At 73.2% G+C, this 25,578-nt stretch carries 25 protein-coding genes; 16 read left to right on the top strand and 9 right to left on the bottom strand.

The window, feature by feature from the left end; all coding sequences use genetic code 11:
• Positions 1–93 precede the first annotated feature (93 nt).
• From AB0G08_RS04745 to AB0G08_RS04755, 3 genes are read left to right on the top strand one after another with little or no spacing between them, the layout of a single operon-like run.
• Entirely contained in the window at positions 94–363 is a 270-nt protein-coding gene (locus AB0G08_RS04745) for a hypothetical protein (RefSeq protein WP_358083111.1), read from the top strand.
• 1 nt (position 364) lies between these two features.
• On the top strand, positions 365–1,531 hold the full coding sequence (locus AB0G08_RS04750; protein WP_358083113.1) for a glutathionylspermidine synthase family protein: 1,167 nt from the start codon (positions 365–367) through the stop codon (positions 1,529–1,531).
• 19 nt (positions 1,532–1,550) lie between these two features.
• The gene (locus AB0G08_RS04755; protein WP_358083116.1) at positions 1,551–2,123 is read left to right on the top strand and encodes a CGNR zinc finger domain-containing protein; all 573 of its coding nucleotides are present in this window, start codon (positions 1,551–1,553) and stop codon (positions 2,121–2,123) included.
• Between the two features lie 80 nt (positions 2,124–2,203).
• Here the strand turns inward: AB0G08_RS04755 and AB0G08_RS04760 are convergent, their stop codons facing one another.
• Entirely contained in the window at positions 2,204–3,010 is an 807-nt protein-coding gene (locus AB0G08_RS04760; protein ID WP_358083119.1) for a sugar phosphate isomerase/epimerase, read from the bottom strand.
• A gap of 61 nt (positions 3,011–3,071) precedes the next feature.
• Complete coding sequence (locus AB0G08_RS04765) at positions 3,072–4,016, bottom strand: Ppx/GppA phosphatase family protein (protein ID WP_358083122.1); 945 nt, start codon at positions 4,014–4,016, stop codon at positions 3,072–3,074.
• Between the two features lie 74 nt (positions 4,017–4,090).
• On the opposite strand from AB0G08_RS04765, the gene AB0G08_RS04770 reads away from it, so the two are divergent.
• Positions 4,091–4,900: a hypothetical protein gene (locus tag AB0G08_RS04770; RefSeq protein ID WP_358083125.1), complete on the top strand. Its 810-nt coding sequence runs from the start codon at positions 4,091–4,093 to the stop codon at positions 4,898–4,900.
• A 56-nt stretch (positions 4,901–4,956) separates the two neighbouring features.
• Here the strand turns inward: AB0G08_RS04770 and AB0G08_RS04775 are convergent, their stop codons facing one another.
• Positions 4,957–5,640 (bottom strand): response regulator transcription factor, encoded by a 684-nt coding sequence (locus AB0G08_RS04775; protein WP_088998216.1) that lies wholly within the window; start codon positions 5,638–5,640, stop codon positions 4,957–4,959.
• A 23-nt stretch (positions 5,641–5,663) separates the two neighbouring features.
• Positions 5,664–6,950, bottom strand: a complete 1,287-nt coding sequence (locus AB0G08_RS04780; RefSeq protein WP_358083128.1) for an ATP-binding protein — start codon at positions 6,948–6,950, stop codon at positions 5,664–5,666.
• A 199-nt stretch (positions 6,951–7,149) separates the two neighbouring features.
• On the opposite strand from AB0G08_RS04780, the gene phoU reads away from it, so the two are divergent.
• A complete protein-coding gene (phoU, locus tag AB0G08_RS04785; protein ID WP_357874876.1) occupies positions 7,150–7,803 on the top strand; it encodes a phosphate signaling complex protein PhoU in 654 nt (217 codons plus the stop codon).
• A gap of 64 nt (positions 7,804–7,867) precedes the next feature.
• On the opposite strand, the gene AB0G08_RS04790 is transcribed toward phoU, so the two are convergent.
• Complete coding sequence (locus tag AB0G08_RS04790) at positions 7,868–8,635, bottom strand: phosphoglyceromutase (RefSeq protein ID WP_358083131.1); 768 nt, start codon at positions 8,633–8,635, stop codon at positions 7,868–7,870.
• Between the two features lie 150 nt (positions 8,636–8,785).
• Here AB0G08_RS04790 and AB0G08_RS04795 point away from each other — a divergent pair, with 150 nt between their 5' ends.
• Complete coding sequence (locus tag AB0G08_RS04795; protein ID WP_358083134.1) at positions 8,786–10,171, top strand: MFS transporter; 1,386 nt, start codon at positions 8,786–8,788, stop codon at positions 10,169–10,171.
• Positions 10,172–10,254: 83 nt separating this feature from the next.
• Complete coding sequence (locus tag AB0G08_RS04800; protein WP_358083137.1) at positions 10,255–11,733, top strand: MFS transporter; 1,479 nt, start codon at positions 10,255–10,257, stop codon at positions 11,731–11,733.
• A 534-nt stretch (positions 11,734–12,267) separates the two neighbouring features.
• On the opposite strand, the gene AB0G08_RS04805 is transcribed toward AB0G08_RS04800, so the two are convergent.
• The 3 genes from AB0G08_RS04805 to mshA all read right to left on the bottom strand — a co-directional run bounded on the left by AB0G08_RS04805 (position 12,268) and on the right by mshA (position 15,455).
• The gene (locus AB0G08_RS04805) at positions 12,268–13,125 is read right to left on the bottom strand and encodes a hypothetical protein (protein WP_358083569.1); all 858 of its coding nucleotides are present in this window, start codon (positions 13,123–13,125) and stop codon (positions 12,268–12,270) included.
• Between the two features lie 360 nt (positions 13,126–13,485).
• The gene (locus tag AB0G08_RS04810) at positions 13,486–14,031 is read right to left on the bottom strand and encodes a YbjN domain-containing protein (protein ID WP_358083140.1); all 546 of its coding nucleotides are present in this window, start codon (positions 14,029–14,031) and stop codon (positions 13,486–13,488) included.
• Positions 14,032–14,090: 59 nt separating this feature from the next.
• Positions 14,091–15,455, bottom strand: coding sequence for a D-inositol-3-phosphate glycosyltransferase (mshA, locus tag AB0G08_RS04815; RefSeq protein ID WP_358083143.1), 1,365 nt, complete (start codon positions 15,453–15,455; stop codon positions 14,091–14,093).
• A 181-nt stretch (positions 15,456–15,636) separates the two neighbouring features.
• Between mshA and AB0G08_RS04820 the strand changes: the two genes are divergently transcribed.
• A complete protein-coding gene (locus AB0G08_RS04820; protein WP_358083146.1) occupies positions 15,637–16,398 on the top strand; it encodes an SDR family NAD(P)-dependent oxidoreductase in 762 nt (253 codons plus the stop codon).
• Between the two features lie 23 nt (positions 16,399–16,421).
• Positions 16,422–17,219: a class I SAM-dependent methyltransferase gene (locus AB0G08_RS04825; RefSeq protein ID WP_358083149.1), complete on the top strand. Its 798-nt coding sequence runs from the start codon at positions 16,422–16,424 to the stop codon at positions 17,217–17,219.
• A gap of 114 nt (positions 17,220–17,333) precedes the next feature.
• Here AB0G08_RS04825 and AB0G08_RS04830 read toward each other — a convergent pair whose 3' ends face one another.
• Positions 17,334–18,425, bottom strand: a complete 1,092-nt coding sequence (locus AB0G08_RS04830) for a UDP-N-acetylmuramate dehydrogenase (protein ID WP_358083152.1) — start codon at positions 18,423–18,425, stop codon at positions 17,334–17,336.
• Between the two features lie 71 nt (positions 18,426–18,496).
• On the opposite strand from AB0G08_RS04830, the gene AB0G08_RS04835 reads away from it, so the two are divergent.
• The 7 genes from AB0G08_RS04835 to AB0G08_RS04865 all read left to right on the top strand — a co-directional run bounded on the left by AB0G08_RS04835 (position 18,497) and on the right by AB0G08_RS04865 (position 25,577).
• Positions 18,497–19,258, top strand: coding sequence for a maleylpyruvate isomerase family mycothiol-dependent enzyme (locus AB0G08_RS04835; RefSeq protein WP_358083156.1), 762 nt, complete (start codon positions 18,497–18,499; stop codon positions 19,256–19,258).
• A gap of 239 nt (positions 19,259–19,497) precedes the next feature.
• Positions 19,498–20,799, top strand: coding sequence for an extracellular solute-binding protein (locus tag AB0G08_RS04840; RefSeq protein ID WP_358083159.1), 1,302 nt, complete (start codon positions 19,498–19,500; stop codon positions 20,797–20,799).
• Positions 20,800–20,874: 75 nt separating this feature from the next.
• Complete coding sequence (locus AB0G08_RS04845) at positions 20,875–21,885, top strand: sugar ABC transporter permease (RefSeq protein ID WP_357874906.1); 1,011 nt, start codon at positions 20,875–20,877, stop codon at positions 21,883–21,885.
• Positions 21,882–22,715, top strand: a complete 834-nt coding sequence (locus tag AB0G08_RS04850) for a carbohydrate ABC transporter permease (RefSeq protein ID WP_357874909.1) — start codon at positions 21,882–21,884, stop codon at positions 22,713–22,715. The genes AB0G08_RS04845 and AB0G08_RS04850 overlap by 4 nt, the downstream gene beginning before the upstream one ends.
• On the top strand, positions 22,712–24,082 hold the full coding sequence (locus tag AB0G08_RS04855) for a GH1 family beta-glucosidase (RefSeq protein ID WP_358083162.1): 1,371 nt from the start codon (positions 22,712–22,714) through the stop codon (positions 24,080–24,082). Before AB0G08_RS04850 ends, AB0G08_RS04855 begins: the two co-directional genes overlap by 4 nt.
• Positions 24,083–24,099: 17 nt before the next feature.
• Entirely contained in the window at positions 24,100–25,107 is a 1,008-nt protein-coding gene (locus tag AB0G08_RS04860) for a LacI family DNA-binding transcriptional regulator (RefSeq protein WP_358083165.1), read from the top strand.
• Between the two features lie 56 nt (positions 25,108–25,163).
• Complete coding sequence (locus tag AB0G08_RS04865) at positions 25,164–25,577, top strand: RidA family protein (protein WP_358083168.1); 414 nt, start codon at positions 25,164–25,166, stop codon at positions 25,575–25,577.
• Position 25,578: the final 1 nt, after the last annotated feature.

Below are 25,578 nucleotides of genomic sequence, written 5' to 3' on the forward strand. Positions count from 1 at the left end.
CAGCGGCGCAGCCTCGGTCGCCAGGTCCCAACCGCATCACAGGCACCACCCGCGGGCGGACGGCGGTGGCCCCCATCGGTTACAACCATGGACGTGGAACAACGCCCCCGACGCCGACTCCGGTCGGCCTCCGTGCAGCTCGGCGCGCTCACCGTCCTCGCGCTCACCCTCTCCGGCTGCAACATGTCCTCGGACGACGACGATGACGACTGCGCCCTCGGCCCGGTGGGCGGCGGCGAGACGGTGGCCCTGGCGCTGCGCGCGCCCACGGTGACCGCCGGGCGCAGCGCGCCGGAGCCCGCCGCCGCGGCGGTGCCCGACAAGGGCGGCTTCGGCACCCACCTCGCCTCCTGCGGCGGCTGAGGTGCGCCGGGAGTCGGTCACCCCCCGCCCGGACTGGGACGCCACCATCCGCTCCCAGGGCCTGGTGTACGTCGACACCGAGCTGCCCGACGGCGGCATCATGTCGTACTGGGACGAGACCGCCGCGTACGCGTTCGAGCTGGACGAGGTGCTGCGGCTGGAGGAGGCGACCGAGGAGCTGCACCGGATGTCGGTCGCCGCCGCCGAACACGTCGTCGCGCGCCACCGCTACGCCGAGTTCGGCATCCCGGCCTGGGCGGCCGAGGCAGTGGCCCGGTCGCTGCGCGAGGCGCCGCCCACCCTGTACGGGCGCTTCGACCTCGCCTACGACGGCAGCTGGCCGCCGAAGCTGCTGGAGTACAACGCCGACACCCCGACCGCGCTGGTCGAGGCGAGCATCGTCCAGTGGTACTGGCTGGAGCACACCCGGCCGGAGCTGGACCAGTGGAACAGCCTGCACGAGCGCCTCGTCGGCGCGTGGGCGAAGATCGGCGCGGGGCTGCACGACCGCCGGGTGCACGTGGTCTGGTCGAACGAGGAGGAGTCGGGCGAGGACCACATGACCGCCGGCTACCTGGCCGAGACCGCCCGCCAGGCCGGGCTGGAGGTCACGCTTCAGCCGATCCAGGAACTCGGCTGGGACGGCCGGCGCTTCGTCGACGCGGCCGACCAGCCGGTCACCACCTGCTTCAAGCTCTACCCCTGGGAGTGGATGCTCGCCGAGCCGTACGGGCCGCTGGCGCTGGAGCCGGGCACCCCGACGACCTGGATCGAACCGGCGTGGAAGCTGCTGCTGTCGAACAAGGCGCTGCTCGCCGTGCTCTGGGAGCTCTACCCCGGGCACGAGCTGCTGCTGCCGGCGTACCTCGACTCGCCGCGCGGCATGACGGAGTACGTGGCCAAGCCGCTGCTCGGCCGGGAGGGCGGCTCGGTGCGGATCGTCACCGGCGACACCGAGATCAGCAACCCGGGCATCTACGGCGACGAGGGCTGGTGCTACCAGGAGTTCCGGGCGCTGCCGGAGTTCGCCGGCAACCGGCTGGTGCTGGGCAGCTGGATCGTCGACGGCGAGTCGGCCGGGGTGGGGCTGCGGGAGAGCGCGAGCCTCATCACCGACGGCTACGCGCGGTTCCTGCCGCACTACATCGACGCGCCACGGGCCCCCTGAGTCGTCTACGGTTGTGGGCGTGAACTTCGACGCGTACGCCCGGACCGGCGTTGACCTCGTCAACGCCCGCCTGGACGACCTCGACGACCTGCGGGCCCTCTTCCCCGACGACAACGCGTGGATGCGCGACGAGGTGGCGGAGCGGGACCTCGCGACCTTCCGGCGGGCGCAGAAGCGGCTGCGCGACGTCTTCGAGTACGGCACCTCCGGGCGGGACGCCCGGGCGGTGACCGAACTCAACGCGCTGCTGGAGGCGTTCCCGGTGCAGCCCCGCATCTCCGGGCACGACTCCAGCGACTGGCACATGCACGTGACCAGCCGGGGCGCCTCGGTGAGCGCCGAATACCTGGCCGGCGCGGTCTGGGGGCTGTCGGTCTGGCTCTGCGAGTACGGCAGCGCCCGGTTCGGGGTGTGTGCCGACGAGCGCTGCGGCAACGTCTACCTGGACACCTCGTCCAACTGCTGCCGGCGGTTCTGCTCGGAGCGCTGCGCCACCCGCTCGCACGTGGCCGCCCACCGCGCCCGCAAGCGCGCGGCCATCGGCGAGCAGGCCGGCGCGAGCGCCAAGGAATCGCTCACCACGGTCGTCTGACGCCCGGCCCGGTCGGCGCTCAGGCGCCGACCGGGGACGGCGCGGCGTGCAGGGCGCGCCGACCGGGGACGGTGCGGTGCTCAGGCGTCGACCGGGGACGGGGTGCCGAGGTGCTGGCGGGCGAACTCCAACGCCTCCCGCAGGTCGGCCTCCCGTACGGCGCGGCTCTTCGCGCCCCGGGTGGTGACCTCCACGGCGACCGAGCCGGTGAACCCGCGCCCGGCCAGCGAGGCGAGCAGCTCGCCGCAGGGCTGGGTGCCGCGCCCCGGCACCAGGTGCTCGTCGCGGCCCTCGCCGGTGCCGTCGCCGAGGTGCACGTGGGCCAGGTTGGCACCCATCCGGTCGGCCATCGCCATCGAGTCGGTGTGCGAGGCGGCGCAGTGCGACAGGTCGAGCGTGTAGGAGGCGTAGCCCGTCTCGGTCGGGTCCCAGCCCGGGACGTACGGCACGAACTGCCGCCCCGCCATCCGCACCGGATACATGTTCTCCACCGGGAAGCGCAGGTCCGGGTACTCGGCGGCGATCGCGGCGAGCCCGTCGGCGAAGTTGCGCGCGTAGTCGCGCTGCCAGGTGAACGGCGGGTGCACCACCACGGTGGGCGCCCCGAGCGTCGCCGCCAGCTCGGCGGAGCGGCGCAGCCGCTCCCACGGGTCGGGGCTCCACACCCGCTGCGTGACCAGCAGGCAGGGCGCGTGGACCGAGAGCACCGGGACGCCGTAGTGCTCGGCGAGCCCGCGCAGCGCGCCGGCGTCCTGGCTGACGGCGTCGGTCCAGACCATCACCTCGACGCCGTCGTAGCCGAGCGCGGCGGCGAGCTGGAACGCCGCCGCGGTCCGCTCAGGGAAGACCGAGGACGTGGACAGGAGCACGGGGACGCGGGAAGTCACACCATCGAGGGTAGCCGGGGTCGATCGACAGCTCGTGACGAGAGACCGCAAACCGCGCGAATCACACCGGGCCGAGCTGGTCCAGCCGCCGCAGGATCACGCCCTCGCGCAGCGCCCAGGGGCAGATGTCCAGCGCCTCGACGTCCAGCCGGCGCAGCACGGCCTCGGCGACGACCGCCCCGGCGAGCAGCTGGTGGGCCCGGCCGGCGCTGACCCCCTCCAGCTCGGCGAGCTGGGCCGGCGGGATGTGCCGGATGAACGCGAGCACCTGCCGCAGCCCGGCGCGGGTGAGCCGGCGGGGCGCCCACAGGCCGGCGCCGGAGGGCGCCGCACCCGCCAGCCGGGCCAGGGTCCGGAACGTCTTCGAGGTGGCCACCGGTCGTTCCCAGCCCACCGCGGTCATCTGCGCGACGACCGGTTCCAGCAGCCCGTCGACGTACGCCCGCAGCTCGTCGACGGCCTCGGCCGGCGGCGCCACCGCGCTGTCGGGGTCCACCCGGAGCCGGTCGCGGGTGAGCCGACCGGCGCCGAGCGGCAGGGAGACCGCGACGGTCGGGTCCTCGTCGATGCCGGCCGCGATCTCCAGCGAGCCGCCGCCGATGTCCAGCACCAGCAGCCGGCCCGCCGACCAGCCGAACCAGCGCCGCACCGCGAGGAAGGTCAGCCGCGCCTCGTCCGCACCCGGCAGCACCTCCAGGCGTACGTCTGTCTCGTCGCGCACCCGGGCCAGCACCTCGGCGGCGTTGGTGGCGTCGCGGACGGCGGAGGTGGCGAACGCGATCAGGTCCTCGGCGCCCAGCCCGACGGCCGCCGCCTTGGCCATGCCGACCGCCTTGACCAGGCCGTCCGCGCCGGCCTCGGTGAGCGCGCCGTCCGGGCCGATCTGCTCGGCCAGCCGCAGCATGACCTTCTCCGAGTGCGCCGGCCAGGGGTGCGCCCCGTGATGGGCGTCGACCACCAGCAGGTGCACCGTGTTGGAACCGACGTCGAGGACACCCAGTCGCATGGTGAAGACACTAGGGCCAACCCGTTTGCGCGGCTCGGCGGACCGGTGGGGGCACCGGGCGTACGCTGGGCCGGGTGACAGGCCAGATCGAACTCCGCGTGCTGGTGGACGACCCGGACGACCCGCGCAGCCGTGAGGTGCCCCTGGACTTTCCCCGGGAATGGATCGAGTTCGCCGACCCGGCGGACGACAACCACCTCATCCGGGCCGACCTGACGTGGCTGCTCTCCCGTTGGACGTGCATCTTCGGCCGGGGCTGCCACGGCATCGTCGCCGGCCGGGCCGCCGACGGCTGCTGCTCGCACGGCGCGTTCTTCACCGACGCCGAGGACGAGCAGCGGGTCCGGGCCGCGGTGAAGCGGCTGACCCCGTCGACGTGGCAGCACTTCCGGCGCGGGTTCAAGAACTGGACCGAGAACGACACCATCGACGGCAAGAACTCCGCCCGCCGCACCGCCACCCAGGGCGCGGAGGGGCCGTGCGTCTTCCTCAACGACGCCGACTTCCCGGCGGGCGCCGGCTGCGCCCTGCACGCCCAGGCGCTGCGCGACGGGGTGCACCCGCTGGAATACAAGCCGGACGTCTGCTGGCAGCTGCCGATCCGCCGCGACCAGGAGTGGGTCAAGCGGCCGGACAACACGAAGGTGCTGGTCTCCACGCTCGCCGAGTTCGACCGGCGCGGCTGGGGCGCGGGCGGGCACGACCTGGACTGGTGGTGCACCTCCTCCACCGACGCGCACGTCGGCACCGAGCCGATGTACGTCTCCTACGGCCCGGAGCTGACCGCGCTCATCGGCGCCCCCGCGTACGCGAAGCTGGCCGAGGTCTGCGGGGCGCGCGGGCGGCAGGGCTTGGTCGCCCCGCACCCCGCCGACGGCGCCTGACCGACCGACGACGACGGGGCCCGCGCGCGGCGCGGGCCCCGTCGTGCGTACGCCGATCAGGGCTCGAACTTGTAGCCCAGACCCCGCACGGTGACGATGAAGCGCGGCGCGGACGGCTCCGGCTCGACCTTGGAGCGCAGCCGCTTGACGTGCACGTCGAGGGTCTTGGTGTCGCCGACGTAGTCGGCCCCCCAGACCCGGTCGATGAGCTGACCCCGGGTGAGCACCCGGCCGGCGTTGCGCAGCAGCAGCTCCAGCAGCTCGAACTCCTTGAGCGGAAGCTGGACGGGGGCGCCGTCGACGGTCACCACGTGCCGCTCGATGTCCATCCGGACCGGGCCGGCGGCCAGCGTCGGCCCGCCCGACTCGGCGGCCTCGGCGCTCTGCCGCCGCAGCACCGCCCGGATCCGGGCGACCAGCTCCCGGGGCGAGTACGGCTTGGTGACGTAGTCGTCGGCGCCGATCTCCAGGCCGACCACCTTGTCGATCTCACTGTCCCGGGCGGTGACCATGATGATCGGCACGTGCGAGCGCTGCCGCAGCTGGCGGCACACCTCGGTGCCGGACATCTCGGGCAGCATCAGGTCGAGCAGCACGATGTCGGCGCCGGTCCGGTCGAACTCGGTGAGGGCGGAGGTCCCCGTCGCGGCGACGGACACCTCGAAACCCTCCTTGCGGAGCATGTACGACAAGGCGTCGGAGAACGACTCCTCGTCCTCGACCACGAGAACGCGGCTCAACGGAACTTCCTTTCCATGTGCTGTCAGACCTGCCGGAGCTCGGCCGGACCGGCCTCGATCCCAGCGGAGGGCGGTGTCGCCAGGACCTCGTCGGGGGGACGGGTGGGCAGCCGGAGGGTGAACGTCGACCCACCACCAAGAGTGCTCGACACCTCCACCCTTCCGCCATGGTTGCCGGCGATGTGTTTCACGATGGCCAGCCCCAGGCCGGTGCCGCCGGTCGATCGGGACCGGGCCTGGTCGGCCCGGTAGAACCGCTCGAAGATCCGGTCGACGTCGGTCGGGGCGATCCCGATGCCCTGGTCGGCGACGGACACCTCCACGTGTTCGTCGGTGGCGCGGGCGGTGATCCGGACGGTGGTGTCCTCGCCCGAGTAGTTGACGGCGTTCTCCACCAGGTTCGACACGGCCGTGGCGAGCTGGGTGTCGCTGCCGTGGACGGTCAGGCCCCGCTCGGCGTCGACGGTCACCTCGATCCGCCGGGCGGCGGCGGAGGTGCGGGTCCGGTCGATCACCTCGGCGATCACCCAGTCGATCGCGACCGGCTCCGGGGGCGGCTGTGGCTCGGCGCCCTGCAACCGGGTCAGCTCCAGCAGCTCCTGCACCAGACGGCCCAGCCGGGTCGACTCGTGCTGGATGCGCTCGGCGAACCGGCGGGCGGCGACCAGGTCCTCGGAGAGGTCGGGCGCGCCCGCCCCGGCCGGCTCGGTGGCGTCCAGCAGCGCCTCGGCGAGGAGCTGGAGGGCCCCGATGGGGGTCTTGAGCTCGTGGCTGACGTTGGCCACGAAGTCCCGGCGGACGCGGGCGAGCCGGTGCGACTCGGTCACGTCCGACGCCTCGACGGCGATGAAGCCCGCCCCGATCCCCATCGCCCGCAGGTGCACCCCGAGCGGGTTCACCCCGGCGTTGTCGCGGCCCCGCGGCAGGTCCAGCTCGATCTCGCGCCGCACGCCGGTGCGGCGTACCTGCCCGGCGAGCGTACGGATCAGCGGGTGGGCGGCGATCGAGCCCTGGGTGGGGCCGGTGCGGAGCAGCCCCATCGCGCGGGCGGCGGGGTTGACCAGGACGGGCAGGTCGTCGGGGTCGAGCACGACCACGCCGGCCCGCAGCGAGTCGATGGTCCGGCGGCCGATCCCGGACTGCGGATCCTCGGCGATCGGGAGCCTCCCCCTGTTGAAGGGGAAGCCGGACCGGCTCCCCGTCCGCGTGGCGCGCTCGCCCGGCGCCGGGACGAGCCGGGGCAGCAGCAACCCGGCGATCAGCCCGACCGCCAGTGCCACGGCCACCGCGACCGTCTCCGCCCATTCCACCCGGCGATCGTAGGGTCATTGTTAACCTGGGAACCCCCTCAAATGGGATGAATCACCTTCACTTCCGGGAAAGTTCACTCCCGCGCCCGGCGTCGTTCACCGAGGTTCACCTCGGGTCCGCCCGTCCGACCTACCGTGGGCGGCGCACCTGCTCCCCGCCGGCCTCCGGGCCGGCGACCACCGACCACAGGACGTGACAATGCGCGACGAGTTCCGGGCTGACCTGCAGATCGTCAGCCAGCTGCTGGTGGACATGGCCGAGGGGGTCCGGGCCGCGATGCGGCAGGCCACCCGCGCCCTGCTCACCGCGGACCGCCGGGCGGCCGAGACGGTGATCGAGCGGGACGCCGAGATCGACGAGCTCTACCGGCACGTCGAGGAGCGGGTCTGCGACCTACTCGCCCGGCAGGCCCCGGTCGCCTCCGACCTGCGCGCGATGATCACCGCGCTGCACGTCGCGGCCGACCTGGAGCGGATGGGCGACCTGGCCGACCACGTCGCCAAGACCGCCCTGCGCCGGCACCCCTCGCCGGCCGTGCCGGCGGAACTGCGGCCGACCTTCACCGACATGGCCGCCATCGCCGACCGGATGGCCATCAAGATCGGCTCGGTGCTCGCCAAGCCCGACGCGGACCTCGCCGCCGAACTGGACGGCGACGACGACGCCATGGACGACCTGCACCGGAGCCTGTTCGGGCTGCTGCTCGGCGAGGACTGGCCGTACGGGGTGGAGACCGCCATCGACGCCACCCTGCTCGGCCGCTTCTACGAGCGCTTCGCCGACCACGCCGTCAACGCCGGCGAACACGTGGTCTACCTGATCACCGGGCAGACCGCGCCCACCCCGAACTGAGGTACGGCCGAGGGCCCCTTCCCCGCTCGTCGCGTGGGGAAGGGGCCCTCGGCGTGGCTCTACGTCAGCGGCCCTGGTTGGCCACCGCGGCGGCGGCCGCCTTGGCGGCGGCCGGGTCCAGGTAGGTGCCGCCCAGGGTGAGCGGGCGCAGCTGCGGGTCCAGGTCGTAGCGCAGCGGGATGCCGGTGGGGATGTTGAGCTTGGCGATCGCGGAGTCGGAGATCTGGTCCAGGTGCTTGACCAGGGCGCGCAACGAGTTGCCGTGCGCGGCCACCAGCACCGTCCGGCCGGCCAGGATGTCCGGCACGATCGAGTCGTACCAGTACGGCAGCATCCGCTCGACGACGTCCTTGAGACACTCGGTGCGCGGCATCAGCTCGCCCGGCAGCAGCGCGTAACGCGGGTCGCCGACCTGCGAGAACTCGTCGTCGTCGGCGATCGGCGGCGGCGGGGTGTCGTACGAGCGGCGCCAGAGCATGAACTGCTCCTCGCCGTACTCCTCCAGGGTCTGCTTCTTGTTCTTGCCCTGGAGGGCGCCGTAGTGCCGCTCGTTGAGCCGCCACGACCGGCGCACGGCGATCCAGTGCCGGTCGGCGGCGTTGAGCGCCAGCTCGGCGGTGCGGATCGCGCGGCGCATCACGCTGGTGTGCACCACGTCCGGCAGCAGGTCGTGCTCGCGCAGCAGCTCGCCGCCGCGGCGCGCCTCGTTCTCGCCCTTCTCGGTCAGGTCGACGTCGACCCAGCCGGTGAAGAGGTTCTTGGCGTTCCAGTCGCTCTCGCCGTGCCGCAGCAGGACCAGCGTCCCGACGGTGGGCCCCTCGCTAGCAGTCATGCCGATCATCCTGCCGCACGGCGTCGGACGACGCGCGGGCGGTGGTCGTGACGACCACCACGTGGAAAAGGCGCTGCCCGGACATCCGGCCTGACACTAGGTTGTAAGGCGCAATAATCAGGGCGGTCATTACGGGGCGGGGGCGCCGACGTGCGGACGATGCGGGGTTGGTTCCGGGACACCACCGGCGGCCTGCCGGTCACCTTCTGGTACCTGTGGGCCGGCACGCTGATCAACCGGCTCGGCTCGTTCGTCCTGGTCTTCCTCGCCATCTACCTCACGCAGGAACGCGGGTTCTCCCCGTCGCAGGCGGGGCTGGTGCTCGGCCTGTGGGGTGTCGGCGGCGCGCTCGGCACCACCGCCGGCGGCACGCTGAGCGACCGCTGGGGCCGCCGGCCCACCCTGCTCACCGCGCACCTCGGCGCCGCTGCCATGATGCTCGCGCTCGGCTTCGCCCGGGAACTGTGGGCCGTGGCGCTCGGCGCCCTGCTGCTCGGCATGTTCGCCGAGGCGGCCCGGCCCGCGTTCGGCGCGATGGTCATCGACGTGGTGCCGGAGAAGGACCGGCTGCGTGCCTTCTCGCTGAACTACTGGGCGATCAACCTCGGCTTCGCCAGCGCGGCGATCCTCGCCGGCCTCGCGGCCGAGGCCGGCTACCTGCTGCTCTTCGTGGTCGACGCGACCACCACCGTGATCACCGCACTGATCATCTTCGCCAAGGTGGGCGAGACCCGGCGGGCCCCCACCGGCGCGGTGGCCCACAAGAGCGGCGGCGTGCCGGTCGGGGCGCTGCGCACCATCCTGCGCGACCGGGTCTTCCTCGGCTTCGTGACGCTCAACCTCTTCGCCGCGCTGGTCTTCCTCCAGCACATCTCGATGCTGCCGATCGCGATGGGCGACTCCGGCCTCAGCCCCGCCACCTACGGCTCGGTGATCGCGCTCAACGGGGTGCTGATCGTGGTCGGTCAGCTCTTCGTGCCGCGGCTGATCAGGGGCCGGAGCCGGTCGCACGTGCTCGCCCTGGCGTCCGTGGTGATGGGCGTCGGGTTCGGGCTCACCGCCTTCGCCGACACCGCCTGGTTCTACGGCCTCACCGTGCTGGTCTGGACGGTCGGCGAGATGCTCAACTCGCCGTCCAACGCCACCCTGATCGCCGAGCTCTCCCCCGCCGAGCTGCGCGGCCGCTACCAGGGCGTCTTCTCCCTCTCCTGGCAGGGGGCGGCCGCGGTCGCGCCGGTCCTCGGCGGCCTGGTCCGGGAGCAGGCCGGCAACGCCCAGCTCTGGCTCGGCTGCGCCGCCATCGGCGGACTGATGGCGCTCGCGCACCTGATCTCCGGCCCGACCCGGGAGCGGCGGGCCGCGACCCTGCGGACGGCCACCGGCCCCGTCGTGCCGGTGGTGGCGATCCAGCCGCCCGCCCCGCAGGCGGCCGAGGCGGCGGCGACGGCCCCCGCCGAGCCGGTGGATCCGGCGCGGGGCGACGGCCTGCCGGACAGGGACCCGGGGCGGGCGGCGGAGCCGACCGGAACCCGATGACCAGCGACACGCTGGCGCGGCAGCGCTCGGCTTCCTACCGTCGAGGACGCTTCGGTTAGGAAACAAAACTGTCGGGAGGACGGGTGCGGGCCCTGCGCCGCTGGCTGGACGACACCACGGGCGGGCTTCCCGCCACCTTCTGGTACCTCTGGGCCGGCCTGCTGATCAACCGGGCCGGCGCCTTCGCGATGCTCTTCCTGTCGCTCTACCTGACCGAGGCGCGGGGCGCGAGCGAGGCGCTCACCGGGACGGTCGTCGGGGCGTACGGGCTGGGCGGGGCGGCCGGCGTGCTGCTCGGCGGGGTGCTGGCCGACCGGTGGGGCCGGCGGTCCACCCTGCTCGCCGCCCACCTGGTCACCGCCGGGCTGATGGTCGGGCTGGCCTTCAGCCGCCACCTGGCGATGATCGCGGCGCTCGCCGCCCTGGTCGGGGTGGCGCACTCGATGCCCAGCCCCGCATTCGTGGCGGCGATCGTCGACGTGGTGCCCGAACGGCGTCGCTCCCGGGCCTTCAACCTCCAGTTCTGGGCGTTCAACCTGGGCATGGCCGTGGCGTCGCTGCTGGCCGGACTGCTCGCCGAGGCGAGCTTCGTCGCGCTCTTCCTGGTCGACGCCGCCGCCACCCTGCTCGCGGCGGGCGTCATCGCCTGGAAGGTCCCGGAGACGCTCCCCCGCCGCGCCGCCACGCCTGCACCGATCTTGGACACTTCCCGTTCCGACCGGACGGCAGGTCTCCAAGATCTTCGGCCGGCACCGGTCGGTGGCGGCGGAGCGGCGCCGCGACGGGCGGAGGTCGCGCGGCAGACGAAGGCGGGACGGGGGCGGCCGGCGGAGTCGGGAGCGGGGCGGGGGCGGCCGGCAGGGCGACGGGGGAAGGGGCGGGCGGGGCTGGGACGAGCGGGGCGGGAGCGGCCGGCGGGGCTGCACACGGCGCTGACCGACCGCACCTTCCTCACCTTCGTGGGCCTGACCTTCGTGCTGGCCGTACTGACCATGCAGACGTCGACGATCATGCCCCTCGCGATGCGGTCGGACGGCCTGCGCCCGTCGGCGTACGGCGCGGTGGTGGCCCTCGGCGGGGTGCTGATCGTGCTCGGGCAGCTCTTCGTCCCGCGGCTGATCGAACGGCACCGCAGGGACCGCGTCCTGGCCGTCTCCACCGCGCTGCTGGCGCTCGGCTTCGCCACTCTCGCGTTCGCCGACGACGTGGCGGTCTACCTGGCCGCGGCGGTGGTCTGGACGGTCGGCCAGATGCTCGCCGCGCCGCCCAACGCGCAGATCAACGCCGACCTCGCCCCACTGGAGCTGCGGGCCCGCTACCAGTCCGTGTTCTACCTGGCGTTCCCGGCGGCGTCGTTCGTGGCGCCCACCCTCGGCGGGGTCAGCCTGCAGTACCTCGGGGACCGGCACTGGCTCATCGTCGGCGGGCTGGGGCTGCTGGCTGCCGGCTGTCACCTGCTCGCCGGCCCACCCCGCGAACGCCGCGTCGCCGCCCTCCGCCAACTCTCCACCCCCCTCCCACCTCCCTCCACCCCGACCCCGTCCCCGACCCCCGTGCGGTGATCATGAGGTTGGCGGCGTCCGCAGAGATCGGCATCGCCGTCAACCCCATGGTCAACGGACGCCGCGAGCGGCGGAGGGAGGCGGGTGGGGCCGGAAAAGGGGGCCCGACGGCGGGGCAGGCCCAGGCACAGGCGGGCGGGGTGGGGTGGTTGAGGGGGACAGCAGAACGCCCATCGCGACTCGTGATCGCGATGGGCGTTCGCACCGTATGACCGGCGGCGGCGGGCGAAGCCCACCCCCGTAGGCGTCGCCCGCTCACGCCGCCGGTCCAAACAGGTGGCCACCGTCCCCCAACGGTGTTGTTCCACCCGTCCCCTGCGCCTCGCTCGGTGCACGGATCTGATCGATCCACCGCTCCCCCGAACGGTTCCAAGCGTGGCGCGGTGCAATAAAGTTAGTTCGCCCGGGATTACGAAGACAACCTGGATGGGCTGTCTCGCCGGTCACAGCTCCGTCGTCGGACCGGAGTGCCCCCCGCCTCGGGTCTCGGTCATGGCCAACAGCGCTTACCCGTCGACCATTCCCCCAAACACGTCAGGCGTCCTCACGATCGGGCGATTCCGTACGGAAGAAGTTGCTCGGTCGGCCGTCCCGGAGCTGCTCCTGGTAGATCAGGTTCAGCTTCCGCTCGTCGAAGGTCCCGAACCACTCGTCCCAGGTGATCTCGCGTACCCGGCTGCTCTCCCGGTAACCCGGCATGTTGAAGGTGAGCACGCCGGCCCGCCCCTCCCGCTCGGTACCCGCGATCGTCGCCGGCCTGGCGCCGCGCTCCCCCGCCCAGCGCCGGATCACGTCGTGGTTGGTGGTGACCAGGCTGCGGCCGGGGCGCTCCGGCCGGTCGGCGGTGGACGAGATGAGCTGCGAGGAACGCACCGACCGCGAGGTGCTCCGCCCGGTCCGGATCCCGGTCGCCGTACCGCCGCGCGTCGTGCCCGCCCGCGACGGCGCCGCCGCGGACGCGCGGGCCGACGACGTGGACGTGCGGGCCGGCGTGGACTTCCGGGCCGCCGACGTGGTCTTCTTCGCCGGGGCCGCCTTCGCGGCGGCCTTCCGGGCTGACGCCTTCCGGGCCGGCGCCTTCTTCTCGGCCGCCTTCTTCGCCGCCGCCTTCTTCGCCGGGGCGGTCTTGTTCGCCGCCTGCGCCCGGCCCGGGGCGGCCTTGCCCGCCGCCCGGCCCGATGCCGCCTTCTTCGTGGCGGCTGCCCGCCCGGCGGACGCCCGCGTCCCCGTCGCCCGGCCGGCGGGCCCGGTGCTGCGACGCGCGGCACCACCCGAGGGGCGCTCGGCCCGCAGGGTCTTCGCCAGCGTCTTCACCAGTTCCGGCTTGCGCAGGGCGGAGATGCCGGAGACCCCGCGCTTGCGGAGCTGTCCCCGGATCTCGTCCACCTTCATCCGGGAGATCTCGGACTCGGAGATCGTCGGGGTGTTCGGGGTCTGGTTGCCCGCCTGCCGTTTCGTCCTGGTCGCAGTCCCGCCGCGACCTGAGCTGTTCCGCTGAGCCATGGGACGCTCACGCTCCTCGACAGTTGGTCCTCGGCGCGCGGCCGGTCCCAGTGCCGCACCGCGCGGTGCGGCATACCCGTCAGGACCGGTCCGAACCTCCGACCGGGGCACCCGTGCCCGCCCCGTCGGCGGCGGTCTCCCTACGCGACCCGGCCGAGCCGGACTACCCAGCGGCACCAGCCCGCCCGGCGGCACCCGACCACCCGGCGGACCCGGCGGCTCCCGACCGCCCTGCGGGCCCCGCGGTGCCTACTGCCCGGCGGTCGCCGCGGTGCCCTGCTGCCCGGACCCGCCGCCGCCCGGGGACGGCTCGAAGAGGTGCGCGAACGCCGCGAGGTTGGCGGTGGACTCGCCCCGCTTGACCCGCCACTCCCACTCCCGCCGGATCGAGCTGCCGAAGCCGATCTCCAGCATGGTGTCGAAGGACTCGTCGGCGTACGTCAGCACCGCGCCCAGCAGCCGGTCCAGCTCGTCGGCGTCGATCCCGGCGGGGTTGACACGACCGGTGAGGTAGACGTCGCCGACCGCGTCGACGGAGAACGAGACGCCGTACATGCGGGCGTTGCGCTGCAACAGCCAGGCCCACAGCTCCTCGCGCCGCTCGTCCGGCTGGCGCATCACGAACGCCTCGATCCGCAGCGCGTGCTCCCCGACGATCAGGTTGCAGACCGTCTTCAGCTTGTGGGTGCCCGGCAGCGTGACGGCGTACGAGCCCGGGCCGGTCGACTCCCAGGCCAGCTCCCGCTCGTCGCAGACCGACTCGATCAGGGCCGCAAGATCGCTCTTCCCGCTCATCGGATCCACTCTACGGCCGCCACCGCCCCGGCACCGGTGGCGACGGCCGGCGCGACCGGTCACCAGGAGCAGGACATCGCCGGGCCGCCGGCCAGCTCGGAGGCGAGCCGGGCCCGGTGCGCGGCGATCGCCTCGCCGTAGACGGCGAGCAGTCCGGAGGCGGTGCGGTGCCAGGAGAAGTTACGGGCGTGCCGCGCGGCGCCCCGGGCCAGTTCGGCGCGGTGGAGCCGGTCCGGCAGCAGGCGCCCGAGCGTACGGGCCCAGTCGGCCGGGTCGTGGCCGTCGATCAGCACGCCGCTGACCCCGTCCCGCACGGCGGTCACCAGGCCGCCGACGGCGGCGGCCACCACCGGCGTACCGCAGGCCTGTGCCTCCAGCGCGACCAGGCCGAAGGACTCGTTGTACGACGGCACCGCGACCAGGTCGGCGGCCCGGTACAGGGCGGGCAGGTCGTCACCGGTCTGCGGGGGCAGGAAACGCACCCGGTCGGCGACGCCGAGCGTGGCGGCCAGCTCCATCAGGGCGGTCGGCCGGTCCAGGCCGCTGCCGCTGGGGCCCCCGCAGATCACCACGGTCACCTCGTCGGCGAGCACCGGGTCGCGCTCGCGCAGCGCGGCCACCGCGCGGATGAGCACGTCCGGGGCCTTCAGCGGCTGGATGCGGCCGACGAAGGCCACCACGTAACCGGTGGCGGGCAGCCCGAGCCGGCGACGGGCGGCGGCCGCGACGCGATCACGGTTCCCCGGCGCCGGGCGGAACCTCTCCAGGTCCACGCCGGGCTCGACCACCGCGACGCGGGCCGGATCGGCGTCGTACCGGTCGATCAGGTCGCGGGCCTCGACCGTCGTGTTCGCGATCAGCCGGTCGGCCTCGGCGACCACCTGCTCCTCGCCGATGACGCGGGCCTTCGGTTCGGGCCGGTCCCCGGCGGCGAGCTGGGCGTTCTTGACCTTCGCCAGCGTGTGCGCGGTGTGCACCAGCGGCACTCCCCAGCGCTCCTTGGCCAGCCAGCCGACCTGACCCGAGAGCCAGTAGTGGGAGTGGATCAGGTCGTAGTGGCCGGGCGGCCGGGACGCCTCGGCGCGGAGCACCCCGGCGGTGAAGGCGCAGAGCTGCCCCGGCAGCTCCTCCTTGGTGAGCCCGCCCAGGGGGCCGGAGGTGACGTGCCGGACGTGCACGCCCGGCGCCGTCTCGACGATCGGGGGGAGGTCGCGGGAGGTAGCCCGGGTGAAGATCTCCACCTCGACGTCCGCCTCGGCCAACCGCCGCGCGACCTCCAGGATGTAGACGTTCATGCCGCCGGCGTCGCCGGTGCCCGGCTGGTGCAGGGGTGAGGTGTGCACCGAGAGCGTCGCGATCCGCCGGGGGCGGGGCCACGGGCGCGCACCGCGCTGCCGACCCACACCGGTGTGCAACTCCGCCACGTCCGCTCCCTTTGTCACGGTTGATGCCGTCCGCACGCCCGGCGCCCTTCGGACAACGTCCCCGGCCAATGTCATCTTCCCCATCGGGCACGCGTAATGCGCCGGGGCGGCGCCCCGGCGTGACGGACCTCATCACCGCGCCGCCGGCAGCCACCCCGGCCCTTCGGGGGAGAATGACCGGATGACCTCTGTCGCCGTTGTCACCGGAGCGTCCAGCGGGATCGGGGCGGCCACCGCCCGCCGGCTCGCCGCCGAGGGATTCCACGTCCTCGCCGCCGCGCGGCGTACCGACCGGTTGGCCGCCCTGGTGGCCGAGATCGAGGCCGCGGGGGGCGCGGCCACCGCCGTGGCCTGCGACGTCACCTCCGACGAGTCGGTGGCCGGCCTGGCCGGGGCGGCGGCTGCCCTGGGCCCGGTCACCCTCCTGGTCAACAACGCCGGCGGCGCGCGCGGCCTGGACCCGGTCGAGTCCGGGTCGGTCGGCGACTGGCAGTGGATGTACGACGTCAACGTGCTCGGCACGCTGCGCGTCACCCAGGCGCTGCTGCCCGCGCTGGAGGCGTCCGGGGCCGGCACCATCGTGGTCGTCTCCTCCACCGCCGGCTTCATCGTGTACGAGGGCGGGGGCGGCTACGCCGCCGCGAAGCACGCGCAGACCGCGATCGCCGGCACGCTGCGGCTGGAACTCTGCGGTCGACCGGTGCGCGTCATCGAGATCGACCCCGGCATGGTCAGGACCGACGAGTTCGGGCTGGTCCGCTTCGCGGGGGACGCCGAGCGGGCGGCGGCGGTCTACGCCGGCGTCGCCGAGCCGCTGGTCGCCGAGGACGTCGCCGACTGCATCGCCTGGTGCGCGACGCGCCCGCAGCACGTCAACGTGGACCGCCTCGTCGTACGCCCGCTGGCCCAGGCCGCCCAGCACAAGGTGCACCGGGTCGGCTGAGCCGGCCCGGACGGTCGCGGACGATGGCGGGCACGGCGCGGCACCGGCCGCTCGGCGTGGTGACCCGGGGGACGACGAACCCCAACCGGCTCCGCCGGGTGGACAACTGGATCGTCGAGACCTGCGGGGAGGCGCTGCGCGAGGCGGCCGACCCGCTGGTGGTGGACCTCGGCTACGGCGCCAGCCCCGTGACCGCCGTCGAACTGCGCGCCCGGCTGGCCACCGCGGTCCGCCCCGACGTGCGGGTCGTCGGGCTGGAGATCGATCCGGTACGCGTCGCCGCCGCCCAGCCGTCCGCCGACCCGCCCCGGCTCACCTTCGCCCGGGGCGGGTTCGAGCTGGCCGGGCTGCGGCCCGCCCTGGTCCGCGCGTTCAACGTCCTGCGCCAGTACGACGAGCGCGAGGTCGCCGACGCCTGGCGCACCGTGACCGCCGGGCTGGCCCCGGGCGGGCTGCTGGTCGAGGGCACCTGCGACGAGTTGGGGCGGCTCGGCGGCTGGCTGCTGATCGACGCCGACGGCCCCCGTACGCTCACCCTGGCCGCGAGGCTCACCACTTTGGGCGCCCCGGCGGAGCTGGCCGAACGGCTGCCCAAGGCGCTGATCCACCGCAACGTCCCCGGCGAGCGCATCCACGACCTGATCCGCGCGCTCGACGACGCCTGGCGCGCCGCCGCCGGCTACGCCCCGTACGGCCCGCGCCAACGCTGGCTGCGCGCGGTGTCCGCCGTACGCGAGGCGGGCTGGCCGGTCCTCGACGGCCCCCGCCGCTGGCGCCACGGCGAACTCACCCTCCCCTGGCCCGCCATCTCCCCCACCTGACCCACCTGACCCCACGCCGGCGATCATGCAGTCGTGGTGGGCGTTTCGCGACATACGCGGCTTTCACACCCCACCAGAAGTGCATGATCGACGCGATGCCGCGGGGGCGGCGGGTCAGATGGTGCAGTTGATGAGGACGGGTTCGGGGTGCAGGGTGACGCCGAAGCGGTGGTGGACGCCGTCGCGGATCTCCCGGGCAAGCTCGACCAGGGACGCGGTGCTGGCGGTGCCGCTGCGGTTGGTCAGGGCGAGGGTGTGCTTGCTGGAGATGGCGACGCCCTCCGGCCCCGGGTGGCCCTTGCCGAAGCCGGCCTTGTCGATCAGCCAGGCCGCGCTGACCTTCACCACGTCACCCGCGCCGGGCCAGGCGGGCGGCTCGCCGACGTCGGCGGCGCGCTCCCGCAGCAGCTCGTACGCGGCGACGTCGAGCACCGGGTTGGTGAAGAACGAGCCGACCGACCGGGTGTCCGGGTCGGTCGCGTCGAGCACCATGCCCTTGCCGGCGCGCAGCCGCAGGACCGTGGCCCGGGCGTCGGCCAGCGGCACCCGGTCCCCCACCTGCACGCCGAGCGCCCGGGCCAGTTCCGCGTAGCGCACGGGGCCGGACAGCGGCGAGCGGGCGAGCCGGAAGTCGACGGAGAGCACCACCCAGCGGTCGCTGTACTTGAAGATGCTGGACCGGTACGCGAAGCCACAGTCGGCGGCGGCGATCCGCCCGACGGTCCCCTCGACCCGGTCGTGGACCTCGACGCCGGTGATGGTCTCCGCGACCTCCTGCCCGTACGCGCCGACGTTCTGGATGGGGGTGGCGCCGGTCGAGCCGGGGATGCCGGAGAGACACTCCAGGCCGGACCACCCGTTGGCCACGGTGGTGGCGACCAGGTCGTCCCAGGGCTCGCCGGCCTCGACGCGTACGGTGACGGTGTCGGCGTCCTCGGCGACCACCCGCAGGCCCCGGGAGCGCACCAGGACCACGGTGCCGGGGAAGCCGGCGTCCCCGATCACGACGTTGCTGCCCCCGGCGAGCACCAGGACCTGCTCGTCGCGTTCGGCGGCCTCCCGCACCGCCCGCACGATGCCGTCGGCGTCGGTGCCGGCGACGACGCGTCCGGCCGGGCCGCCCAGGCGCAACGTGGTGTATCGCGCCAGGTCGCACCTCGTGGGGTGTTCGGTTCCGGTTGTCGGCTGGGCGTAGACGTCTGACACGCCTTTCACCCTAGGCTGAGGGGTAGCCGCGGCGCCCACTGGTGGCCCGGTCACCCCCGGGAGGATTGGCGATGAGCAGACTGCATGGCACGAAGGACTTCTGGATGGGAGCGCTCCGGGCGGAGGGCCCGGCGTTCGCCGCAGCCGTGGCCGAGGCGCCGCCGGAGACACCGGTGCTCTCCTGTCCCGGCTGGACCGTCGCCGACCTGACGCTGCACCTGACCTCCATCTACCGCTGGGTGCACTCGGTCGCCGGTTCGGGCGCGGCCACCCCGCCGCCCGGCCGGTCCGAGCCGCTCGAACCGGAGCCGGGCGTCGCCCCGCTCCAGCTCTGGCAGCAGGCGTACGACCAGCTGATGACCCTCTTCGACGGCCTCGACCCGGAGGCCCCGGCGTGGAACTGGGCGCCGCAGCCGAAGAAGGCGGGCTTCTGGCCGCGCCGGATGGCGCACGAGACCGCGGTGCACCGCTGGGACGCCCAGCTCGCCATCGCGGCGGGCGAGCCGGTCGAGGCGAAGCTCGCCGCCGACGGGGTGAGCGAGATCCTGGACACCTGGCTGCCGGCCGGCCGGCGCCGCACCGCCGGCCAGTGGCGCGGCGTGGTGCAGCTCTCGGCCGTCGACGCCGCCCAGGAGTGGTTCCTGCGGCTGCGCGGCGAGGGCGTGGCCCTGCTCGACACCGCCACCATCTTCGACCACGACGACCACCACGCCCGGGCGCAGGTCAGCGGCACCGCGAGCGACCTGCTGCTGGCGCTCTGGGGCCGGGTCGGCCTCGACACGCTGGACGTGGCGGGCGACCGCGCCCTGCTGGAGGGCCTGCGCGTCGGCTGATCCACCGCCGCGCGGAGCCGGGCCCCGAGGGCTCCGCGCAGTCCCACCGCACGTCCGAGGAGAGTGGCCGCCCGGCACAGGCGGCCACTCTCCTCGCGTCCGGCCCCCTCGGCAACCAGCAGAGAGCGCTCTCTTGACACCGGCGGAAGCAACCACCACCCTGTCGTGAGAGCGCTCTCTCAGCTCTGCTCCACCACCTGCCTCACCACCTCAGACGACCTGAGAGGGGTCCGACCGAAATGGGTGTCTTTCCGCGCCGCCGCCTGGCGGCGGTGGCCCTCGTCGCCGCCACCGCGCTGTTCGCCACCGCCGGCTGCGCCGGCGACGAACCCGCCGAGGACGGCAAGATCACGTTGACCGTGGACGTGTTCAGCCAGTTCGGCTACGAAGAGCTCTACAAGGAGTACATGGCCAGCCACCCGAACGTGAAGATCGTCGAGCGTGGCACGGGCACCAACCTCGACGACTACTCGCCGAAGCTGACCCAGTGGCTCGCCGCCGGCAAGGGCGCGGGCGACGTCGTCGCCATCGAAGAGGGGTTGATGGTCGAGTACAAGGCCAACCCCGACAACTTCGTCAACCTGCTCGACCACGGCGGGGCCGAGCTCCAGGGCAACTTCCTGGAGTGGAAGTGGAAGGGCGGGATGACCCAGGACGGCAAGCTGATCGGCCTGGGCACCGACGTCGGCGGCATGGCGATGTGCTACCGCAAGGACCTCTTCGCCAAGGCCGGCCTGCCCACCGACCGCGAGGCGGTCTCGAAGCTCTGGCCGACCTGGCAGGAGTACATCAAGGTCGGCGAGCAGTTCAAGGCCAAGAACACCGGCGCCGCGTTCCTGGACGCCGCGACCAACATCTTCAACACGATCGTGCTCCAGACGGCCGGCAACGCGCAGGGCTACCACTACTACGACACCAGCGGCAACCTGGTGGTGGACAGCAACCCGGCCGTCCGGCAGGCGTGGGACACCACCATGGACATCGTCGACTCCGGCCTCTCCGGCAAGTACGGCTCCTGGTCCGAGGAGTGGGTGTCGGCCTTCAAGCAGGCCAAGTTCGCCACCATCGCCTGCCCGGCCTGGATGACCGGCGTCATCGAGGGCAACGCCGGCGCCGAGGCCAAGGGCAAGTGGGACATCGCCCGGGTGCCCGGCAACGGCGGCAACTGGGGCGGGTCGTGGCTCGCCGTGCCGACCCAGAGCAAGCACCGCGCCGAGGCGATCGAGCTGGCCAAGTTCCTGACCAGCGCCAAGGGCCAGATCGGGGCGTTCAAGGCCAAGGGCCCGCTGCCCTCCTCGCCGCAGGCGCTGGCCGACCCGGCGATCGTCGACGCCAAGAACGCGTACTTCTCCGACGCCCCCGTCGGGCAGATCTTCGGCGAGGGCGCCAAGACCCTGAAGCCCGTCTACATGGGGCCGAAGAACCAGGCCGTCCGCACCGAGGTCGAGAACGCCGTCCGGACGGTGGAGCTGGGCCAGCGCAACCCCGAACAGGGCTGGACGGACGCGGTCAACAACGCGAAGAAGGCCGCCGCCAAGTAGCCCGAGCCGGAGTGCGGGTGGGAGGGCGCCGGGGGCGCCGGTCCCGCCCGCACCCGGGAAAGGAGTCCTCCGGGCATGACCGTCCAGCTCGACGCGCGCCCGCCGGTCGCACCGGCGCCCCGCACCGGCCGGCGTACACCGGCGATGCGGTTCAGCCGCCTCGACACGAAGTACTCGCCCTACCTGTTCATCGCCCCGTTCTTCGTGCTCTTCGGGGTGTTCGGGGCGTACCCGCTGATCTACACCTTCTGGGTCTCCCTGCACGACTGGGACCTGCTCGGCAGCAATCACCCGTTCGTCGGGCTGCAGAACTACAGCCAGCTGCTGGCGGACGCCGACTTCTGGCACGCCGTCGTCAACACCCTCGGCATCTTCGTCATCTCGACGGTTCCGCAGCTGCTGGCCGCGCTCTGGCTGGCCAACCTGCTCAACCGGCAGCTGCGGGCCCGGACCACGTTCCGGATGGCGGTGCTGATCCCGAACATCACCTCCACCGCCGCCGTCGCGATCGTCTTCGGGGTGCTCTTCGGCCGCGAGTTCGGCATGGTCAACTGGCTGCTCGACCTGGTGGGGATCGACGCGATCGAGTGGAAGTCGAACCGGTTCGCGTCCTGGGTGGCCATCTCCGCCATGGTCGACTGGCGGTGGACCGGCTACAACGCGCTGATCTTCCTGGCCGCGATGCAGGCCATCCCGCGCGACCTCTACGAGTCGGCCGCCATCGACGGGGCCGGCCGGGCCCGGCAGTTCTGGTCGATCACCGTGCCGCTGCTCAAGCCGACGATCATCTTCACCGTCATCATCTCCACCATCGGCGGGCTCCAGCTCTTCACCGAGCCCCGGCTGTTCCACTCCGGGACCAACCCGATCCGGGGCGGGACGCTACGGGAGTCGCAGACCGTGACCATGTACATGTTCGAGAACGCCTTCGCGCCCCACTACAACTTCGGGTACGGCTCGGCGGTGGCGTGGCTGCTCTTCGCGCTGATCGCGGTCGTCGCGGCGATCAACGTGCTGCTCCTGCGCCGGCTCGGCGGCGCGAAGCCCCCGAAGGAGGACGCGAAGTCGAAGGAGGGAGCGCGATGACCCGCCTCTGGGCCGCCAGCCGGCTCACCTACGCCGCGCTGATCGCCGCCGGGATCCTGTCGATCTTCCCGATCTACTGGATGTTCGTGGTGGCGAGCCGCTCCAACGACGCGATGGGCCAGCTGCCGCCCCCGGTCACCCCCGGCGGCAACTTCGGCGCGAACGTGTCCCGGCTGCTGAGCAACACCGACGCGTACTTCGTCGCCGGCCTGGTCAACTCGGCGATCGTGGCGACCACGGTCACCGTCTCGGTGGTCTTCTTCTCCACCCTGGCCGGGTTCGCCTTCGCCAAGCTGCGGTTCCGGGGGCGCAACGCGCTGCTCATGGTGATCATCGCGACGATGATGGTGCCCACCCAGCTCGGCGTCATCCCGCTCTACCTGCTGATGACGAAGCTGAACTGGAACGACCGGCTGCCGGCGGTGATCGTGCCGGCCCTGGTCACCGGCTTCGGGGTGTTCATGATGCGGCAGTACGCGGGCCAGGCGGTCAGCAACGAACTGATCGAGGCGGCCCGGGTGGACGGGTGCAACACCGCGCGGATCTACTGGAACGTCGTGCTGCCGGCGCTGCGCCCGGCCGCCGCCGTGCTGGGGCTGCTCACGTTCATGACCACCTGGAACGACTTCCTCTGGCCGTACGCTGTGCTCAACGATCCGGAGAACCCGACCGTGCAGCTGGCCCTGCGCACCCTGTCCGACGGGTACTACACGGACATGTCCCAGGTGTTCACGGGAACGGCCATCGCCACCCTCCCGCTGTTGCTGGTCTTCGTCCTGTTCGGCCGCCAGATCATCGGCGGCATCATGGAAGGTGCGGTCAAGGCGTGAGCACTCTGCGATTCCCCGACAACTTCGTCTGGGGTGCGGCCACCGCCGCGTACCAGATCGAGGGCGCGGCCACCGACGACGGTCGCGGCCCGTCGATCTGGGACACCTTCAGCCGTACGCCGGGCAAGGTCCACCACGGCCACACCGGCGACGTGGCCTGCGACCACTACCACCGGTACGCCGACGACGTGGCGCTGATGGCGGAGCTGGGGCTGCGGGCGTACCGCTTCTCGGTGGCCTGGCCCCGGATCCAGCCGGACGGCACCGGCCCGGTCAACCCGCGCGGCCTGGACTTCTACGACCGGCTGACCGATGCGCTGCTGGCCCGGGGCATCGACCCGATCGTCACGCTCTACCACTGGGACCTGCCGCAGGCCCTCCAGGACCGGGGCGGCTGGACCAACCGGGAGACCGCCGAGCACTTCGCCACGTACGCCACGGCGGTGCACACCCGCCTCGGCGACCGGATCCGCACCTGGACCACGCTCAACGAACCGTGGTGCTCGGCCTACCTGGGCTACGGCAACGGGGTGCACGCCCCCGGTGAGCAGGATCCGGGCGCGGCCTTCGCCGCCGTACACCATCTGCTGCTCGGGCACGGCCTGGCGGCCCGCGCGCTGCGCGCGGCCGGCGCGCAGACCGTCGGGATCACGGTCAACCCGGCCGACGTGCGCGCGGCCGACCCGGACAGCGCCGCGGACGCGGCGGCGGTGCGCCTGGTCGACGGCCTGCACAACCGGATCTTCCTCGACCCGCTGCTGCGGGCGGCCTATCCGGACGACGTGCTGGAGCACGTGGTCCGGATCGTCGAGCCGACGTTCGTCCGGGACGGCGACGAGAAGCTGATCGCCGCCCCGATCGACCTGCTCGGCGTCAACTACTACGCCCCCACCTACGTCGCCGGCCGGCCGGACGGCGCGGGCGGCGGCGCCTGGCCGGGCACCGAGGGCGCGGTGGAGTTCCTCCCGCCGACCGGGCCGCTGACCGACATGGGGTGGATGATCGAGCCGGCCGGGCTGACCCGGCTGCTGGAACGCATCGCCACGGACTACCCCGGCGTGCCGCTGATGGTCACCGAGAACGGCGCCGCGTTCCCAGACAAGGCCGACGCCGACGGCGCCGGGCAGATCGTGGACGCGGACCGCATCGCCTACCTCGACGGGCACCTGCGCGCCGCGCACGAGGCGATCTCCCGGGGAGTGGACCTGCGGGGCTATCTCGTATGGTCGTTGTTGGACAACTTCGAGTGGGCCGAGGGCTACCGTCGACGGTTCGGGATCATCCACGTCGACTACCTGACGCAGCGACGCACGCCGAAGTCCAGCGCCCGGTGGTACCAGGAGGTGATCTCCCGGAACGGGCTGTGACGAGGGTGGTAACGGGGATGACGACGGCGCAGCGGCCGACACTGGAGGCGGTGGCCCGGCGGGCGGGCGTCTCGCGGGCAACCGTGTCGCGGGTGGTGAACGGCTCCACGACGGTCGCCGAGCCGATCCAGGAGGCGGTCCGCCGGGCGGTGGCCGAGCTGGGATACGTGCCGAACCTGGCCGCCCGCAGCCTGGTCACCCAGCGGACCGACTCGATCGCCCTCGTGCTGCCGGAGGCCGCCACCCGCGTCTTCTCCGACGACCAGGTCTTCCCCGGGATCATCCGGGGCGCGGCGCAGGAGCTGGAGGCGGCCGACAAGCAGCTCGTGCTGATGCTGGCCGGCTCGCCCGCCGGGCACGACCGCGTCGAGCGCTACACGACCGGGCGGCACGTCGACGGGGTCCTCTTCGCCTCGCTGCACGGCGAGGACCCGCTGCCCGGCCGGCTCGCCCGGCTGGGCATCCCGGTCGTGTGCAGCGGTCGCCCGCTCGACGGCGCCGACGTGCCCTACGTCGACGTCGACCACGTCGGCGGGGTGACCACGGCGGTGCGGCACCTGGTGGCCACCGGTCGCCGCCGGATCGCCACCATCGCCGGCCCGCAGGACATGGTGGCCGGCATCGAGCGGCTCGCCGGCTACCGGAACACGGTCGCCGAGGCCGGCCTGCCGGAGCTGGTGGCGACCGGCGACTTCACCCGCGAGTCCGGGGCGACGGCGATGCGGCAGCTGCTCGCCGAGCACCCCGACCTGGACGCGGTCTTCGCCGCCTCCGACCTGATGGCGCACGCCGCCCTGCGGGCGCTGCGCGAGGCGGGGCGGCGGGTGCCGGACGACGTGGCGGTGATCGGCTTCGACGACATCGAGACGGCGGCGTACACCGAGCCGCCGCTGACCACCGTCCGACAGCCCATCGTGCAGCTGGGCCGGGAGATGACCCGGTTGCTGCTGCGGCTGGCCGCCGGCGAGGCCATCGAGCCGGCCGTGGTGCTCCCCACCGAACTGGTGATCCGCGAGTCGGCCTGACCGGTCGGCGAATATCCGGTCGAGTCGCCCGGGGGTCCGGCGGTAGCGTCGCCGCCGTGACCCCACTAACCCGGCTGGTCCGCGTACCTGCCCTCTCCGACGTCGCCGAGTACGCGTACGCGGCCACGGTCGAGCCGCCGGCCCGGCTCATCCACACCGCCGGCGCCTGCCCGCTCGACGCCGAGGGGCGGACCGTCGCGCCCGGCGACCCGGTGGGCCAGGCCCGGCAGGTGATGGTCAACCTGGAGACCGCCCTCGCGGCGGCCGGGGCCCGGCTCACCGACGTCGTCAAGACCACCGTGTACGTGGCGTCGTCCCGCCGGGCCGACCTGGTGGCCGTGTGGGAGGTGGTCCGGGACGCGTTCGGCGACCACGAGCCGCCCAGCACGCTGCTCGGAGTGACCGTGCTCGGCTACGACGACCAGCTCGTCGAGGTCGAGGCCGTCGCCGCCGTACGCGAGGAGAACTGAC

The sequence above is a fragment of the Micromonospora sp. NPDC023644 genome (assembly GCF_040640115.1).
In the GTDB taxonomy this organism is placed as follows: domain Bacteria; phylum Actinomycetota; class Actinomycetes; order Mycobacteriales; family Micromonosporaceae; genus Micromonospora.